We start from the raw sequence: 17214 nt of genomic DNA on the forward strand, positions 1-17214 counted from the left end.
CATGCTGTCTTTACGCAGCGGATAGAGTTCGTCCGGCCAGTCATCCGGCAGTACCAGACGGCGTTCGTCCGGTAACCCTACCGGGATCAAGCCGTACATGTCGCGCACTTCACGCTCGCCCCAAACAGCGGCCGGTACGCGCGGCGTCACGGACGGGAACTCCAGTTTATTGGCGTCGACTTCTACGCGAACGGTTATCCAGCACTTGGTGCCCTGTTCCATCGACATGACATAGTAGACGGCGTAATGGCCGCACAGCTGACGTTCGTCGTTACCAAACAGCACCGACAACCAGCCGCCCTGTTTGTAGTAGAGAAATTCAACTACTTCCGGCAGATAGTTGACCTTCACGGTGATGGTCAGCTGATCTTTGGTCTGCCAGCCTTCATCCAGCACCACGCCCGGGAAGGCCTGGTGCAGAGCGGCGAGATAGTGTTGACCTACTTTTTCTTCAGACATGTTCAAACTCTCTTAAATCACGCCACCAGCAAGGAGACGAAGGCTAAAAACGCAAACCCAAAACCGGCCCAGGTCACGCGTGAAGTGGCGCAAAAACGCAGACGCGCCATGCTGTTTTCAAACAGGGCGATGACCAGCACGCCGAGGACCAGCTTAACGACAGCAATCACCAGCGCCAGCAGCAGCCCGCCCGCAGTGAAGGTTTCCATCTGCCCCCACGGCAGGAACACGCCGACAAACATTTGCAAAACGACCAGTTGCTTGAGGCTGATACCCCACTTGAGCACCGCAAAGCCGCTGCCGCTGTATTCGGTCAGCGGACCTTCCTGCAGCTCCTGCTCGGCTTCCGCGAGGTCGAACGGCAGCTTGCCCATTTCGATAAAGGTGGCGAAGGCACAGGCGCACAGCGCCAGAATCAAAGGGATGCTACGCGCGGCAGGCCAGTGATAAATGGTATCGGCAATGTTGCTGATGTGGGTCGAACCAGCAACCTGCGCCGCCACCCACAAGCCCAGCAGCAGAATCGGCTCCACCAGTACGCCGAGCATCGCTTCACGGCTGGCGCCGATAGCGGTGAACGGGCTACCGGTATCCAGACCGGCGATAGAAAAGAAGAAGCGGGCAATGGCAAACAGGTAAATCAGCGTGATCAAATCACCCAGTTGCGGTAGCGGCGAGCCCACGGTCACCACCGGCAGCGCGGTAGCGATAGTCAGCATAACGCCCACCATCACAAACGGCGTCAGGCGGAAGACCCAGCTGGAATCCGCTGGCGCAATGCTCTGACGGCCCAGCAGCTTGATAATGTCGCGATATTCCTGCAACACGCCCGGACCGCGGCGGTTATGCAAACGCGCACGCGCCACGCGGGTAATACCGGACAACAGCGGCGCCGCGGCAAACAGCACCAGCGCCTGAATTAACGGATATAAAACACTCATTCTCAGGCTCCTCGTGAAACCACAATCACCACCAGCACCGCCAGCTCAATCAGCGCCAGGCGACGGAACAACACCGGTGCCGCCGCGTTCTGCCAGCCCGGAACCCAGGATACCGGGTTCAGCCATTTACGCAGTTTGAGTACCGGAGCAAAGGCTTCTTTAACCGGCATGGCAAAGCCGTGCGCAGTGATCACCATTGACTGCTCGTGATCGTAACCACACACCCACGCGGAACCGCGTGAACGTGACGGCAGGCGGTTGCCTTTGAAAATAGCCATGATGATGAACGGCAGCAGCGGACACGCGATCAGCAGCAGCGTGATCATCGGCTGAGATACGGTGGTATTCGCCGTTTCCAGCGGTAGCGGAACAGCGGCAGAAATCAGCGGCAGCAACCATGGGGCAGCAACGCCGCCAATCACGCAGCAGATAGCCAACGCAACCACGCTCACGCTCATCAGGATAGGCGCGCAGCAGGCGTTTTCCGCTTCCTTCGTGCGCGGTGCGCCGAGGAACGTCACACCGTAGACTTTCGCCATACACATCACCGCCAGCGCGCCGGTAATGGCCAAACCGACAGCCAGCAACGGTCCTAACAGACGACCGATGAACGCGCCGCTATTACCCAGCTTGAAGAAGGATTGATAGATAACCCATTCACCGGCAAAGCCGTTCAGCGGCGGCAGCGCGGCCATCGCCATCAGGCCAACCAGCATCGCCAGAGAAATCACCGGCATACGTTTACCGATACCGCCCAGTTTCTCGATATCACGGTGACCGGTGCGGAACCAGATGCTGCCTGCGCCCAAAAACAGGACGCTTTTGAACAGGCTATGGTTGACCAGGTGATACAAACCGCCGGTCAGGCCAAGTGCGATCAGTGCCGGTTGGTTAAGGGAAATACCGGTCACGCCAGCACCCAGACCCAGCAGGATAATGCCGATGTTTTCCAGCGTGTGGTACGCCAGCAGACGCTGGATGTTGTGCTCCATCAGGGCATACAGGCCGCCGATAAACGCGGTGATCATCCCCAGCACCAGTAGCGTAACGCCCCACCACAGCGGTGCATTACCGCCCAGCAGCGACAGGGACAGAATACCCAGCAGACCCACCTTCATTACCACGGTAGAGAACAGCGCCGCCGCCGGTGCACTGGCGTTGGCGTGTGCCTGTGGCACCCAACCGTGCAGTGGGATAATCCCGGCCAGCAGACCAAAGCCCGCCACACCCAACAGCCAGATGTCAGCACCGAGCGGCAGTTGCTGAGTGCGCAGGTCGAGCAAGCGCAGTTCCAGCGTACCGTAGCGCTGCCACACCAGATAGCAAGCGATCGCCAACAGCAGCGTACCGACACGACCCAGCGCAAACCACAGCTTGCCTTCTTTGCTGCACCCGGTCAGGAACACCGCACACAGCGCCATGATTTCCGCCATCACCACCAGCGTGCCGAGATTGCTGGCAACCACCGCGCACACCGCCGCCGCCATCAGCAGATTAACCAGCAGTCCGTTGGCTTTTACCTGCGGGTGACGGTGCCAGTCGATGTTGTACAGGCTGACGAACAGGCCGCACAGACCCAGCGTAATCAGCCAGATAGCGTTCAGCGGCGACATTTGCAGGCTATGACCGATAAACGGCATCACGCCGCTAACCGCAACGGCGCGGGTCAGTACGAGGAACCCCGCAGCCGCCGTACAGAGGCTACCCACCGCACCGCCGACACCGGCGATCCAGCCGCTTAACGGCTTATGAAACGAAAACAGAAATGCCAGAACCGCCGCCGCCGTAAACCAGGCCACGCCGCTGTTAATCAGTGAAATTGCGCTCATTTTGCATCCCCACTCTGAGCCTGCTGAAACAAGGTGAGATCGCCGAAGTCGGTATTGAACGTCAGCTCACGCTTACGTTTGCTGGCGCGGGCGATGTCCATATTGCTCACCAGATGCAGGGCTTGCGTTGGGCACATGCGCACGCAGGCCGGACCTTGTTCATCAAAGCTACACAAGTCGCATTTCACCGCAATGGCGCGAATACCCGGCACCCAGTCCAGCAGCGTGCTGACACGAGCTGGCGCTGGCGGAGCAGGAGGCGCTTTTGACGTATTGGCGTTCGCCGGGATATGCAGCGGACGGCTGCCTGAAAACTCAATGGCCCCAAACGGACAGGCGATCCCGCACAGTTTGCAGCTCACGCACAGGCTTTCATTCAGCTGTACGGCACCATCGACACGGTTAATCGCATTGACCGGACAAACGGTGGCACAAGGCGCATCTTCACACTGGTGGCAAAGCTGCGGCGCAGATTCTTTTTCATTTAGCATCACTTTCAGGCGCGGCATTGACTGCAGGCCATGCTGGCGATGTGTCTCTGAGCAGGCGGCTTCACAGGTGTGGCAGCCGATACAAAGAGTGGAGTCAGCAATTACAAAACGATTCACCAGGCATTCCTCAGGTGATAGTCATTTTTGACGAAAACATGTCTATCAAATGTCATTTTCGACACTTATCGACATGCCCATTCCCTAAACTGTCGTGACGCAGCATACGCACCGCATCATGACTTACGTGGACACACCCGAGGCTTAAACCGGGCTATGACCCTCTACCAGTTGGCTTAAATTCACTGGCATATTGTTTTCAACCGCGGTGTACAGGCTGTCGTAGACGCTGGCGATTTTTTCGAGATAGTGCTCCAGCACCTGTTCCCGATCGCGGTTGCTGATACGGTCATCGACCTTGCCGTCGAGAGACAGTTGTGCCTGTGCAATCAACTGCTTATCTTCGCCATCTTTCGTTTCAACGTAGTACTCGATGGTATGGCTGTTAAAGCCGTCCGCCAGCGTGACGTAGATAACGAAGTGCTCAAACAAGACAAAGCACAGGTCCTTGTCCGGCGCGCAGCTCATCGCATGATGTAAACGCGCTTTCGACAGGGTGATCCCCTGTACCAGCGAGTTGCAATAAATACGCCACTGGTCCTGTAGGCGACGATGCCGTTCAGCGATGTAATCGGCTTTTTCGCTTATTTCCCAAATAGTCATGTCAGGTTACCCGTTTAGCAGAGACATTCTGCGTTAAGCACGTTTCATGCCAATATTTAATTGCTTATATTTCATATGGATAAATAAATTACTAGTCGTGACGACATGTCATTTCGTCATCGTCGTCATTGTCACGGGTGAAAAAATTCAGTTTGGCATGTTTTTTGCTTTTATCCCGATAACAACATGGGAGGCGATATGCACGAAATAACCCTCTGCCAACGGGCACTGGAATTGATTGAACAACAGGCTACGCAACACGGTGCAAAACGGGTTACTGCGGTCTGGCTCAAAATTGGCGCATTTTCTTGCGTAGAAACCAGCGCTCTCGCCTTTTGTTTTGATCTGGTATGCCGTGGCACCCTTGCAGAAGGTTGTAAACTCCACCTCGAAGAACAAGAAGCCGAATGTTGGTGTGAAACATGCCAGCAGTACGTCACCTTACTGACCCAGCGCGTGCGCCGTTGTCCGCAATGTCACAGCGACATGCTAAGAATCGTGGCCGATGACGGCCTGCAGATTCGACGAATTGAAATAGGCGATGCTGAAGATTAAAGCTGGTGACAAAGTAGGCCGGATAAGACGTTAGCGTCGCCATCCGGCAAAAAGCGAGTAACAAGCAATAGATCAGGAGTGAGCGATGTGTACGACATGTGGTTGCGCTGAAGGCAACCTTTATATAGAGGGTGATGAACATAACCCCCACTCGGCGTTTCGCAGCGCGCCATTTGCCCCGGCCGCTCGTCCGGCGCTAAATATTACCGGAGTGAAGACCGCCAGTTTCACCCCGAGCCAAACTGAAGAAGGCGATTTACACTACGGTCATGGTGAAGCCGGCACCCACGCGCCAGGCATGAGCCAGCGCCGTATGCTGGAAGTGGAAATTGACGTGCTGGACAAGAACAACCGTCTGGCCGAGCGTAACCGCGCCCGCTTCGCCGCCCGTCAGCATCTGGTGCTGAATCTGGTCTCCAGCCCCGGTTCCGGTAAAACAACGCTGTTAACCGAAACATTGATGAAGCTGAAAGACAGCGTGCCGTGTGCGGTGATCGAAGGCGACCAGCAGACGGTTAACGATGCCGCGCGTATTCGCGCCACCGGTACGCCCGCCATCCAGGTGAACACCGGTAAAGGCTGCCATCTTGATGCACAAATGATTGCCGATGCCGCGCCGCGACTGCCGCTGGCAGACAACGGTATTCTGTTCATTGAAAACGTCGGTAACCTGGTATGCCCGGCGAGCTTCGACCTCGGCGAACGTCATAAAGTGGCGGTGCTTTCCGTTACCGAAGGCGAAGACAAACCGCTGAAATACCCGCATATGTTTGCCGCCGCCTCGCTGATGCTACTCAACAAAGTCGACCTGCTGCCGTACCTCAATTTTGATGTTGAACAATGCATCGCCAGCGCCCGGGAAGTGAACCCGGAAATTGAGATCATCCTGATTTCCGCCACCAGCGGTGAAGGCATGGATCAATGGCTCTCCTGGCTGGAGACGCAGCGATGTGCATAGGTGTTCCGGGTCAAATCCGCACCATTGAGGGAAACCAGGCCAAGGTCGATGTTTGCGGTATTCAGCGCGACGTCGACCTGACGCTGGTCGGTAGTTGTGATGAGCACGGTCAACCACGTCTGGGGCAATGGGTCCTGGTGCACGTTGGTTTTGCCATGAGCATCATTAATGAGGCTGAAGCGCGCGACACGCTCGAGGCGCTGCAAAACATGTTTGACGTTGAGCCGGATGTCGGCGCGTTGCTGTACGGCGAGGAAAAATAAATGCGTTTCGTTGACGAATATCGCGCACCAGAACAGGTGATGCAGTTGATTGACCACCTGTGTGAACGTGCCGCTCACCTCCCCTACACCGCTGAACGTCCGCTGCGCATTATGGAAGTGTGCGGTGGCCATACCCACGCTATTTTCAAATTCGGTCTTGACCAACTGCTGCCTGAAAACGTGGAGTTTATTCACGGCCCCGGCTGCCCGGTTTGCGTGCTGCCGATGGGCAGAATTGACAGCTGCGTAGAAATTGCCAGCCACCCGGAAGTGATTTTCTGCACCTTTGGCGACGCGATGCGCGTCCCGGGAAAACAGGGGTCGCTGCTGCAGGCCAAAGCGCGTGGCGCAGATATCCGTATCGTCTATTCGCCGATGGATGCCCTGAAGATGGCGCAGGAAAACCCGACCCGCAAAGTCGTGTTCTTTGGTCTGGGTTTTGAAACCACCATGCCGACGACCGCCATCACGCTCCAGCAGGCAAGACAGCGTGACGTGCAAAACTTCTACTTTTTCTGTCAGCACATTACGCTGATCCCAACACTGCGTAGCCTGCTGGAACAGCCAGATAACGGTATTGACGCCTTTTTAGCACCGGGTCACGTCAGCATGGTCATTGGCACCGATGCTTATAATTTCATCGCCTCCGATTTCCATCGCCCGCTGGTGGTCGCCGGTTTCGAACCGCTGGATCTGCTGCAAGGCGTGGTAATGCTGATTGAGCAGAAAATTGCCGACCACAGCCAGGTTGAGAACCAGTACCGTCGCGTGGTGCCGGATGCCGGTAACGCCCTGGCGCAGCAGGCTATCGCCGAGGTGTTCTGCGTCGATGGCGACAGCGAATGGCGCGGTCTGGGCGTTATCGAATCTTCCGGCGTTCATCTGACGCCTGACTACCAACGTTTTGATGCCGAAGCACATTTCAAACCGGCGCCACAGCAGGTGTATGACGACCCGCGCGCGCGCTGCGGCGAGGTGCTGACCGGCAGATGTAAACCGCATCAGTGCCCGTTATTTGGTAAAACCTGTAATCCGGAGACCGCATTTGGCGCCCTGATGGTCTCCTCCGAAGGCGCGTGTGCCGCCTGGTATCAGTATCGTCAGCAGGAGTGTGAAGCATGAACAGCGTACAACTCGCCCACGGTAGCGGCGGTCAGGCTATGCAACAATTGATCAATAGCCTGTTTATGGAAGCATTTGCGAATCCGTGGCTGGCGGAACAAGAAGATCAGGCGCGTCTGGATCTGGCGCAACTGATGGCTGAAGGCGACCGTCTGGCATTTTCGACCGACAGCTACGTGATTGATCCGCTGTTCTTCCCTGGCGGCAATATCGGCAAGCTGGCTGTCTGCGGTACGGCTAACGACGTCGCCGTCAGTGGAGCGCTCCCTCGCTACCTCTCCTGCGGGTTTATCCTCGAAGAAGGTCTGCCGATGGACACGCTGAAAACCGTGGTCAACAGCATGGCGGCCACCGCGCGCGAAGCGGGCATTGCCATCGTCACCGGCGACACCAAGGTGGTGCAGCGCGGCGCGGCGGACAAACTGTTTATCAACACCGCCGGAATGGGCGCGATCCCCGCTACTATCCACTGGGGTGCACAAACCCTGAGCCCAGGCGATGTACTGCTGGTCAGCGGAACGCTCGGCGACCACGGCGCAACCATCCTTAACCTGCGCGAGCAGTTGGGGCTGGACGGTGAACTGGTCAGCGACTGCGCGGTGTTAACGCCGCTGATTCAGACGCTGCGTGACATCCCCGGCGTGAAAGCGCTGCGCGACGCCACTCGCGGCGGCGTGAATGCAGTCACCCACGAGTTTGCGGCGGCCTGCGGCTTCGGCATTGAATTGTCCGAATCATCCCTGCCGGTGAAACCAGCGGTACGTGGCGTCTGCGAACTGCTCGGTCTGGATGCGCTCAACTTTGCCAACGAAGGCAAACTGGTTATCGCCGTGGAACGCCAGGCCGCAGAAAGCGTGCTTGCCGCGCTACGCGCGCATCCGTTGGGCCGCGATGCGGCGCTGATTGGTGAAGTGGTGGAACGTAAAGGCGTTCGTCTGGCCGGACTGTACGGCGTGAAGCGAACTCTTGATTTACCACACGCCGAACCACTCCCACGCATATGCTGATATATTGCCCGGTGGCGCTTCGCTTACCGGGCCTACGGATGGCGTACCCTGGCCATCCGACAATAATTTTCAACTTATACCTATAATTCATTTACCGTTTTTGCACCGTTGGTGCTTCCTGGAAAAGCAATATGTCGTATACACCGATGAGCGACCTCGGACAGCAAGGCTTGTTCGATATCACTCGTACATTATTACAGCAGCCCGATCTTCAGTCTCTCAGTGAGGCGCTTTCTCAGTTGGTCAAGCGTTCGGCGCTGGCCGACAGTGCGGCTATTGTGTTATGGCAGGCGCAGACGCAGCGTGCGCGTTACTTTACGACGCGTGAAAATGGTAAACCCATCGATTATGAAGACGAAACGGTGCTGGCACACGGTCCGGTGCGCCGCATTCTGTCTCGTCCCGATGCCCTGCACTGCAGCTATCATGAGTTTAGTGAAACCTGGCCGCAGCTGGCATCCGGCGGGTTGTACTCCCAATTTGGTCACTACTGTCTGCTGCCGCTGGCGGCCGATGGGCGCATCTTCGGCGGCTGTGAATTTATCCGCCACGAAGACAGCCCGTGGAGTGAAAAAGAGTACAACCGCCTGCAAACCTTTACCCAGATCGTCGGCGTCGTGGCCGAACAGATCCAGAACCGGGTCAGCAACAACGTCGACTACGATCTGCTATGTCGTGAGCGTGACAACTTTCGTATCCTGGTCGCCATCACCAATGCGGTGCTCTCCCGCCTGGACATTGATGAGCTGGTCAGCGAAGTCGCCAAAGAGATCCACCACTACTTCGATATCGACGCCATCAGCATCGTGCTGCGCAGCGATCGCAAAAATAAGCTGAGCATCTATTCCACCCACTATCTGGATGAGCATCATCCGGCGCACGAGCAGAGCGAAGTTGACGAAGCGGGCACGCTCTCTGAGCGGGTTTTCAAAAGCAAAGAGATGCTGCTGATTAACCTGAGCGAACGTGATGCGCTGGCGCCTTACGAACGCATGCTGTTTGACACCTGGGGCAACCAGTTACAAACCTTGTGTCTGCTGCCGCTGATGTCCGGTAACACGATGCTTGGCGTCCTCAAGCTGGCCCAGTGCGAAGAAAAAGTCTTCACTACCGCCAATCTCAAGCTGCTGCGCCAGATTGCCGAGCGCGTGGCCATTGCTGTCGATAACGCCCTCGCCTACCAGGAGATCCACCGCCTGAAAGAACGGCTGGTCGATGAGAACCTGGCATTGACCGAGCAGCTCAATAACGTGGACAGTGAGTTTGGTGAAATCATTGGCCGCAGCGAAGCCATGTACAGCGTGCTCAAACAGGTCGAGATGGTGGCGCAAAGCGACAGCACCGTGCTGATTCTGGGCGAGACCGGAACGGGTAAAGAGCTGATTGCCAGGGCTATTCACAATCTGAGCGGACGTAACGCCCGTCGGATGGTGAAGATGAACTGTGCGGCGATGCCTGCCGGACTGCTGGAAAGCGACCTGTTTGGTCATGAGCGTGGCGCGTTTACCGGTGCCAGTACGCAGCGCATCGGGCGTTTCGAACTGGCCGATAAAAGCTCGCTGTTTCTCGACGAAGTTGGCGACATGCCGCTGGAGCTACAGCCTAAGCTGCTGCGCGTTCTGCAGGAGCAGGAATTTGAACGCCTGGGCAGCAACAAGCTGATCCAGACCGACGTGCGGTTGATCGCCGCCACCAACCGCGATCTGAAAAAAATGGTGGCCGATCGCGAATTCCGCAACGATCTGTACTATCGCCTGAACGTCTTCCCGATCCATCTGCCGCCGCTGCGCGAGCGCCCGGAAGATATCCCACTGCTGGTGAAAGCCTTCACCTTTAAAATTGCTCGCCGGATGGGGCGCAATATCGACAGCATTCCGGCTGAAGCGCTGCGCACATTAAGCGGCATGGAGTGGCCGGGTAACGTGCGCGAACTGGAAAACGTGGTGGAACGCGCGGTCCTGCTGACCAGAGGCAACGTGCTGCAACTGTCCCTGCCGGATATCATCACGCCGGCGCCGTGCACACCGCCGGTGGCGACCGAAGTTGCGCAGGAAGGCGAAGATGAATTCCAGTTGATTATGCGCGTGCTGAAAGAGACCAACGGTGTGGTCGCCGGTCCAAAAGGCGCAGCACAGCGGCTGGGACTGAAACGCACAACGTTGCTCTCACGCATGAAGCGACTGGGTATTGATAAGGATGCGCTGGTTTAACGATTGTGGCTGATGGCGCAGATGCGTATGCCTTTGTAGGCCGGATAAGGCACAGCCGCCATCCGGCACACAGCAACATTACTTCTTAGGCTTAAATTTCTCTGGCAATTCCGGTACCGGGCGTTTGTCATCAATCAGATGACGCACGGTCAGGATCGGATGACGCCAGAGCATCCTCGGCCCGGCCCAGCGCATAATCTGCTTCATCTCTTCGCGTTTTGCAGGTTGATAACAGTGTACCGGACACTGTTTGCAAGCTGGTTTCTCCTCACCAAATACGCACTTATCCAGTCGTTTTTGCGCATAGGCAAACAACGCATCGTAATGCCCCGGCTCGTCTGAAGCCTGCGGGCACTGGCTCTCATACAGCGAGATCATTTTCTGGATCGTCATTTTTTCACGTGCAATACGTTTGCCGGACATGATGCCTCCACATTTAAGTTGCATGCATAATACACCTTAGTAATCCGCGGCACTATTACCTGAAGGTGATACATCCTTAGCACCCTACGCAAATAAGAATTATTTTCATTTATCATGCCTTGTGCTATATAACATAGCAAAGGCTATATTCGATGATAAATTAACCACTTTCTTGTGAGGGATACTATGCCGCGCCTGCCCCATCTGAAATCGTTTCTCCTTGCCTGCGTCCTGACGGCGCTGACGCTGTCGCCCGCATCGGCGCAAGAAAAATTTAAGGTGGTCACCACCTTTACGGTGATTGCCGATATGGCGAGCAACGTAGCGGGTGACGCAGCCGAGGTCAGCTCCATTACCAAGCCGGGGGCTGAAATTCACGAATATCAGCCCACACCGGGCGACATTAAACGCGCGCAGGGCGCACAGCTGATTCTCTCCAACGGTCTCAATCTGGAACTGTGGTTTGCCCGCTTCTACCAGCATTTATCCGGCGTGCCGGAGGTGATGGTCTCTGACGGCGTGAAGCCGATGGGCATCAGCGAAGGCCCCTATAACGGCAAGCCGAATCCCCATGCCTGGATGTCAGCTGAGAACGCGCTGATTTACGTCGATAACATCCGCGATGCGCTGATGAAGTACGATCCGGACAATGCCACCATCTACCAGAACAATGCAGAGCGCTATAAAACAAAAATTCGTCAGACGCTCGATCCCCTGCATGCGGCGCTGGCAAAAATCCCGGCCGATAAACGCTGGCTGGTCACCAGTGAAGGCGCATTCTCCTATCTGGCGCGCGATAACGATTTGAAAGAGCTGTATTTGTGGCCGATCAACGCCGATCAGCAAGGCACACCCAAACAGGTGCGCAAAGTGATCGATGCGATCAGAACTCATCAGATCCCGACGGTATTTAGCGAAAGCACGGTGTTCGACAAGCCTGCCCGTCAGGTGGCGCGTGAGTCCGGCGCACATTACGGCGGCGTGCTGTATGTCGATTCGCTGAGCGCTGCTGATGGCCCTGTACCGACCTATCTGGATTTACTGCGCGTGACAACGGAAACCATTGTCAGCGGGATTAACGCAGGTTTGGGGAGCCAGCCATGAGTCATTCAGCGATTTCCGTCAATCAGGTGACGGTGACGTATCGCAACGGACACACCGCGCTGCGCGATGCCACCTTTCAGGTACCGGGTGGTTCGATTGCCGCGCTGGTCGGGGTCAACGGCTCCGGGAAATCAACGCTGTTTAAAGCGCTGATGGGGTTTGTCCGCCTGGCGCAGGGCGAAATTTCCATTCTGCAGCAGCCGGTCAGCAAGGCGCTAAAACAGAATCTGATTTCCTACGTTCCCCAGTCGGAAGAGGTGGACTGGTCATTTCCGGTGCTGGTGGAAGACGTGGTGATGATGGGACGCTTTGGCCATATGGGCTGGCTGCGACGACCAACCGCGCGCGACCATCAATGCGTGGATGCGGCGCTGGCGCGGGTCGATATGCTGGAATACCGCCATCGGCAGATCGGCGAACTCTCCGGTGGGCAGAAAAAACGTGTTTTTCTGGCGCGCGCCATCGCCCAGGACGGACAGGTCATTTTGCTGGATGAACCGTTCACCGGCGTAGACGTGAAAACCGAGGCCCGCATCATCGACCTGCTGCGCGAACTGCGCGATGAGGGGCGCACGATGCTGGTCTCTACTCACAATCTGGGTTCGGTGACCGAGTTTTGTGATTACACAGTCATGATCAAAGGGACGGTGCTGGCGAGCGGCCCGACCGACTCCACCTTTACCCCTGAGAATCTCGAGCTGGCGTTCAGCGGCGTCCTGCGCCATGTGAAGCTAAGCGGCGGTGAGCAGCACGTAATCACCGATGATGAACGGCCGTTTATTTCTCGACGTACGCCCAACGAGGGGGAATCACCATGAACTGGCTGACAGAACCGTTTGGCTACCAGTATATGCTCAACGCCATGTGGGTCTCGGCGATGGTCGGCGGCCTGTGCGCATTTCTCTCCTGCTATTTAATGCTCAAGGGCTGGTCGTTAATTGGCGATGCACTGTCACACTCGATTGTGCCGGGCGTTGCCGGGGCCTATATGTTAGGGCTCCCCTTTGCGCTTGGCGCGTTTCTTTCTGGTGGGCTGGCAGCGGGCAGTATGCTGTTTCTTAACCAGCGTTCGCGCCTGAAGGAAGATGCGATCATTGGGCTGATTTTTTCCTCTTTCTTCGGCATCGGGCTGTTTATGGTGTCGCTCAATCCGATGTCGGTGAACATTCAGACCATTATTCTCGGTAATGTGCTGGCGATTGCACCGGAAGATATTCTGCAACTGGCGATTATCGGCGTCATCTCACTTACCATTCTGCTGTTGAAGTGGAAAGATTTGATGGTGGTTTTTTTCGATGAGAACCACGCGCGTTCTATCGGTCTGAACCCAGGCCGCCTGAAGCTGTTATTTTTTACGCTGCTCTCAGTTTCCACCGTTGCGGCGCTGCAAACTGTCGGCGCATTTCTGGTGATTTGCCTGGTAGTGACGCCCGGTGCCACGGCCTGGCTGTTGACCGATCGCTTTCCCCGGCTGCTCACTATCGCCGTCGCTATCGGTAGCCTGACCAGCTTTTTCGGTGCCTGGCTAAGCTACTGGCTGGACGGCGCGACCGGCGGAATCATTGTCGTTTTGCAAACACTGCTGTTTCTGCTGGCGTTTGTCTTCGCGCCAAAACACGGTCTGTTGGCCAACCGTCGCCGCGCCCGCCAGGTGAATAAGGAGTCCTCATGTTCTTAACCGCCCTGTTGGAACCCTTTCAGTTCAGCTTTATGGTGAACGCGCTGACCATCTCCGTTATCGTCGCCATACCCTGCGCGCTGTTGTCGGTTTTTTTGGTGCTTAAAGGCTGGGCTTTGATGGGCGATGCCATGAGCCATGCGGTATTTCCGGGGATCGTACTGGCTTACATCGCGGGCATTCCGCTGGCCATTGGCGCGTTTATCGCTGGGCTGTTCTGCGCGGTGGCGACCGGCTATCTCGATGATAACAGCCGCATCAAACGCGACACGCTGATGGGTATCGTCTTCTCCGGCATGTTTGGCGCAGGACTGGTGCTGTACGTCTCAATCCAGTCTGAGATTCATCTGGACCATATTCTGTTCGGCGACATGCTCGGTGTCTCGCTGGGGGATATCGCACAAACGGCGGTTATTGCGCTGGGGATTGCCCTTGTCATCGGGTTAAAGTGGAAAGATCTGTTGCTGCACGCCTTCGATCCGCACCAGGCAAAAGCCTGCGGGCTGAACACCACCCTGCTGCATTATGGTCTGCTGTGTATGATCGCGCTCACCATCGTCGCCACGCTGAAGTCGGTGGGTATTATTCTGTCGATCTCGTTGTTAATTGCGCCGGGCGCGATTGCAATTTTACTCACGCGCCAGTTTTCCCACGCCCTGATACTCGCCGTCGTCATGTCGATGGCCACCTCATTTATGGGCGTGTACCTGTCATTTTTCATCGACAGCGCACCGGCCCCGACCATCGTCGTCTTATTCTCCCTGCTATTTGTTATCGCCTTTATTTATTCCACTCTACGCGATCGCCGTTTAGAACGGCGACGCCAGCAATACGACCTCTAACGTGTGGGCACTCAGATGCCCACTTTCGTTATTAGAATACGCAATGACAATTTTATCAGCGTATTGAGCAACTCACTCCCTCTGAAACCATGCCATATTTACCGACGTTATTTATCGCGACGATAGTAACTATCACATCAGATATAAATAAATACAAACAGGTAAATTTTTATGAGCAAGATGAGCATGTCCGAAATATATTCTGAACCAGAAGCCTACGGATTACCACGTAAAGGTATTACACTTAATAGCAAGACTGCTGCATTGGTGGTAGTTGATCCACAAGTTGATTTTCTAAGTCCGCAGGGAATTGGCTGGGAAGTATTTAAAGACAGCATCACCGAAAACAATACCGTAGAAAACCTGGAAGCGCTGTTTAAGTTGGCAAAAGAACAGCATCTTCCTGTATTTGTCTCTCCACATTATTATTTCCCACATGATCATAAATGGGTATCGACAGCACCAGGCGAAACATTTATGCACAGCACGGGAATGTTTGATCGTCAGGGACCGCTGAACGTGGATAATTTCGAAAATTCAGGTGCTGACTTTATGCCGCAGTTTAAACCCTATATTTATGACGGCGAAACGGTCATTACATCACCGCATAAAATTTTTGGACCAGAAACCAACGATCTGGTGCTGCAACTCAGAAAACGTGGCATCTCCCAGGTCATTCTGGCAGGTATGGCCGCCAATCTGTGCATTGAATCCCATTTGCGTGAATTGATTGAGCAAGGCTTTGAGGTTGTCGTAGTTAAAGACGCCACGGCAGGGCCACGAATTCCGGAAGGTGACGGTTATCTCGCCGCACTCACCAACTACCGTATTATTGCTAATGATTTATGGGACACTGAAAAGACGATTGAAACAGTAAAAGCCGCAGCTAAGTAACGACTACCGGCACCTTTCATATCATTATCTAATTGCTGTGCAGTTATCGCCAACAACTGCACAGAAAAATCAATAAAACGGAACCCCTCCATGAAGCTTAAGTTAAAGGTGATTGCGGCATGTATTTTACTTTCCATGTCCGTTTCAACCTCCGTGGCGATTGCCGCCCCTAATTCGAACGAGACAACCTACTTAGTTAATCGTGGTAACCCACAGTTAAAAGTAAACGGTAAATATATCGATCAGATGATTGCCGAGGTGATGGCGAAAAATAATCTGCCCGGTTTATCCATGGCGATCGTTCAGGCTCCGTATATCCCGCGCTCAGCTGGATATGGACTGGCAACACTCACCAATGATGAATTGGCTTCGACCAAAACTATGTGGGGTATCGGGCCAATCACTCAGGCTTTTACCGCCGTAGCGGTCATGCAGCTGGTAGAGCAAGGAAAATTAAATCTTAATAACCCAGTAAGCAAGTATATACCCGGCTTACCGGAAAGCTGGCATAACATTACGATACTGGAGTTAATGCAACACTCTTCCGGGATCCCCGACTTCAGATCCTTCGGCTATAAACAAGCGCAGAAATATACACCTGCGCAGCTGGTTGATCTTGTCAAAAATAAACCACTCGAATTTAAAAACGGTACTGATATCAACGCCAGTGCGACCGACTTTATTTTGTTAGGGATGGCTATCGAAAACGTCAGCGGAATGCATTATGAAGACTTCGTTATCAAATACCAAATTGAACCATTAGGCCTGCAAAGCACACAGTTCGCGAAGGATATGCCAACGAAAGCCTATCTGGATCGCCCAACACCCGACAAGCAACACAACCAACACGCTAAATTTAAAGCAGAAATCGCCTACATCAACCCGGTTGAACCCGCAACCGGTTATGCCGTCGCGGGTGAAAAACTGGAGCCGGTCAGCGCTATCGCCACCGATAACCTGTACGCGTACGGCGGCTTGTGGTCATCAGCTGAAGACATCAGTAAATGGGACATCGGTCTTGCAGGCAGCACGCTAGTTAAAGATAAACAGCTGCGCGATATTATCTACAGCCCCGCAAAACTGAAAAACGGCAAAGTCGTGCCCGCTATGGCTGGCTGGGAATTTACCCGTCATCCTGGTTTCCTTGAAATCAAAGGAACGACCGCTGGTTTCAGCGCCTATCTGAGCCGCTTTACCGCCGGTGATGAACTGGTTTGTGTGACGATGCTGACCAACAAAGAAGGTGTCGACATGACCCAGGTGGCACGTGATATTGCCGAAGCCTACAAAACCGGACTGAATTCTGGTTTAAATTCAGAGAAAATCAAAAATCAAGAGAGTAAATACTCTGTCGATGAGACTATTTCCCGACTGAAGGCCGTTCTGAATAGTGAAGGTGTTCCGTTATTCACCGAGATTGATCATGAGAAAAATGCCGAGGGCGCTGGCATGAACCTCAGACCAACGAAAGTCCTGGTATTTGGTAATCCTAAAGTCGGTACAAAACTGATGCAGGATAAACAGGGCATATCGCTTGATCTGCCGTTACGTGTTTCCGTCTGGCAGGATAAGATTGGTCGGGTTTGGGTTAGTTATGAAAACCTTGATGACGTGGCAAAAATTTATGGTATTCAGGACCAAAAGACCGTTGATAGTCTTGATAATTTCATGACTAATCTGGTCAGTCGGTCTGTAGATGTTTATATCCAGTAACTGGA

General features: G+C 54.7%; 18 protein-coding genes. 12 read left to right on the forward strand and 6 right to left on the reverse strand.

What is annotated here, in order from left to right:
• The 5 genes from FDX22_RS02295 to hycA all read right to left on the reverse strand — a co-directional run.
• The coding region (locus tag FDX22_RS02295) for an NADH-quinone oxidoreductase subunit C (protein WP_186805275.1) at positions 1-459 on the reverse strand (459 nt) is incomplete at its 3' end.
• A gap of 17 nt (positions 460-476) precedes the next feature.
• The gene (locus tag FDX22_RS02300) at positions 477-1400 is read right to left on the reverse strand and encodes a respiratory chain complex I subunit 1 family protein (protein ID WP_096755964.1); all 924 of its coding nucleotides are present in this window, start codon (positions 1398-1400) and stop codon (positions 477-479) included.
• Positions 1401-1402: 2 nt separating this feature from the next.
• On the reverse strand, positions 1403-3229 hold the full coding sequence (hycC, locus tag FDX22_RS02305; protein ID WP_117343180.1) for a formate hydrogenlyase subunit 3: 1827 nt from the start codon (positions 3227-3229) through the stop codon (positions 1403-1405).
• Positions 3226-3837 (reverse strand): formate hydrogenlyase subunit HycB, encoded by a 612-nt coding sequence (hycB, locus tag FDX22_RS02310; protein ID WP_096755962.1) that lies wholly within the window; start codon positions 3835-3837, stop codon positions 3226-3228. The genes hycC and hycB overlap by 4 nt, the downstream gene beginning before the upstream one ends.
• Positions 3838-3981: 144 nt before the next feature.
• Positions 3982-4440 (reverse strand): formate hydrogenlyase regulator HycA, encoded by a 459-nt coding sequence (gene hycA / locus FDX22_RS02315; RefSeq protein WP_096755961.1) that lies wholly within the window; start codon positions 4438-4440, stop codon positions 3982-3984.
• 198 nt (positions 4441-4638) lie between these two features.
• Here hycA and hypA point away from each other — a divergent pair, with 198 nt between their 5' ends.
• From hypA to flhA, 6 genes are all read left to right on the forward strand, one after another.
• Complete coding sequence (hypA, locus tag FDX22_RS02320) at positions 4639-4995, forward strand: hydrogenase maturation nickel metallochaperone HypA (protein WP_096755960.1); 357 nt, start codon at positions 4639-4641, stop codon at positions 4993-4995.
• Positions 4996-5080: 85 nt separating this feature from the next.
• Positions 5081-5953 carry a hydrogenase nickel incorporation protein HypB gene (gene hypB / locus FDX22_RS02325; RefSeq protein WP_096755959.1) on the forward strand — a complete coding sequence of 291 codons (873 nt, stop codon included), beginning with the start codon at positions 5081-5083 and terminating at the stop codon, positions 5951-5953.
• A complete protein-coding gene (gene hypC, locus FDX22_RS02330; protein ID WP_096755958.1) occupies positions 5944-6216 on the forward strand; it encodes a hydrogenase 3 maturation protein HypC in 273 nt (90 codons plus the stop codon). Before hypB ends, hypC begins: the two co-directional genes overlap by 10 nt.
• Positions 6217-7338, forward strand: coding sequence for a hydrogenase formation protein HypD (gene hypD, locus FDX22_RS02335; RefSeq protein ID WP_096755957.1), 1122 nt, complete (start codon positions 6217-6219; stop codon positions 7336-7338).
• Positions 7335-8345 (forward strand): hydrogenase expression/formation protein HypE, encoded by a 1011-nt coding sequence (gene hypE, locus FDX22_RS02340; RefSeq protein ID WP_146716659.1) that lies wholly within the window; start codon positions 7335-7337, stop codon positions 8343-8345. The genes hypD and hypE overlap by 4 nt, the downstream gene beginning before the upstream one ends.
• Before the next feature lie 131 nt (positions 8346-8476).
• On the forward strand, positions 8477-10555 hold the full coding sequence (gene flhA / locus FDX22_RS02345; protein ID WP_115257620.1) for a formate hydrogenlyase transcriptional activator FlhA: 2079 nt from the start codon (positions 8477-8479) through the stop codon (positions 10553-10555).
• A gap of 78 nt (positions 10556-10633) precedes the next feature.
• Here the strand turns inward: flhA and FDX22_RS02350 are convergent, their stop codons facing one another.
• The gene (locus tag FDX22_RS02350) at positions 10634-10978 is read right to left on the reverse strand and encodes a nitrous oxide-stimulated promoter family protein (RefSeq protein WP_096755954.1); all 345 of its coding nucleotides are present in this window, start codon (positions 10976-10978) and stop codon (positions 10634-10636) included.
• A gap of 186 nt (positions 10979-11164) precedes the next feature.
• On the opposite strand from FDX22_RS02350, the gene sitA reads away from it, so the two are divergent.
• The 6 genes from sitA (at position 11165) to FDX22_RS02380 (ending at position 17209) form a co-directional block, all read left to right on the forward strand.
• Positions 11165-12082 (forward strand): iron/manganese ABC transporter substrate-binding protein SitA, encoded by a 918-nt coding sequence (gene sitA, locus FDX22_RS02355; RefSeq protein WP_146716660.1) that lies wholly within the window; start codon positions 11165-11167, stop codon positions 12080-12082.
• Positions 12079-12900, forward strand: a complete 822-nt coding sequence (sitB, locus tag FDX22_RS02360) for an iron/manganese ABC transporter ATP-binding protein SitB (protein ID WP_115257617.1) — start codon at positions 12079-12081, stop codon at positions 12898-12900. Before sitA ends, sitB begins: the two co-directional genes overlap by 4 nt.
• Positions 12897-13760, forward strand: a complete 864-nt coding sequence (gene sitC / locus FDX22_RS02365; protein WP_048213040.1) for an iron/manganese ABC transporter permease subunit SitC — start codon at positions 12897-12899, stop codon at positions 13758-13760. The genes sitB and sitC overlap by 4 nt, the downstream gene beginning before the upstream one ends.
• Positions 13751-14602, forward strand: coding sequence for an iron/manganese ABC transporter permease subunit SitD (gene sitD, locus FDX22_RS02370; RefSeq protein WP_117343176.1), 852 nt, complete (start codon positions 13751-13753; stop codon positions 14600-14602). Before sitC ends, sitD begins: the two co-directional genes overlap by 10 nt.
• Before the next feature lie 171 nt (positions 14603-14773).
• Complete coding sequence (locus FDX22_RS02375) at positions 14774-15496, forward strand: cysteine hydrolase (protein ID WP_117343175.1); 723 nt, start codon at positions 14774-14776, stop codon at positions 15494-15496.
• Positions 15497-15586: 90 nt separating this feature from the next.
• A complete protein-coding gene (locus FDX22_RS02380; protein ID WP_146716661.1) occupies positions 15587-17209 on the forward strand; it encodes a serine hydrolase in 1623 nt (540 codons plus the stop codon).
• Positions 17210-17214 lie beyond the last annotated feature (5 nt).

The organism is Citrobacter sp. TBCS-14 (genome assembly GCF_005280805.1).
GTDB classification, from domain to species: Bacteria; Pseudomonadota; Gammaproteobacteria; order Enterobacterales; family Enterobacteriaceae; genus Citrobacter; species Citrobacter gillenii.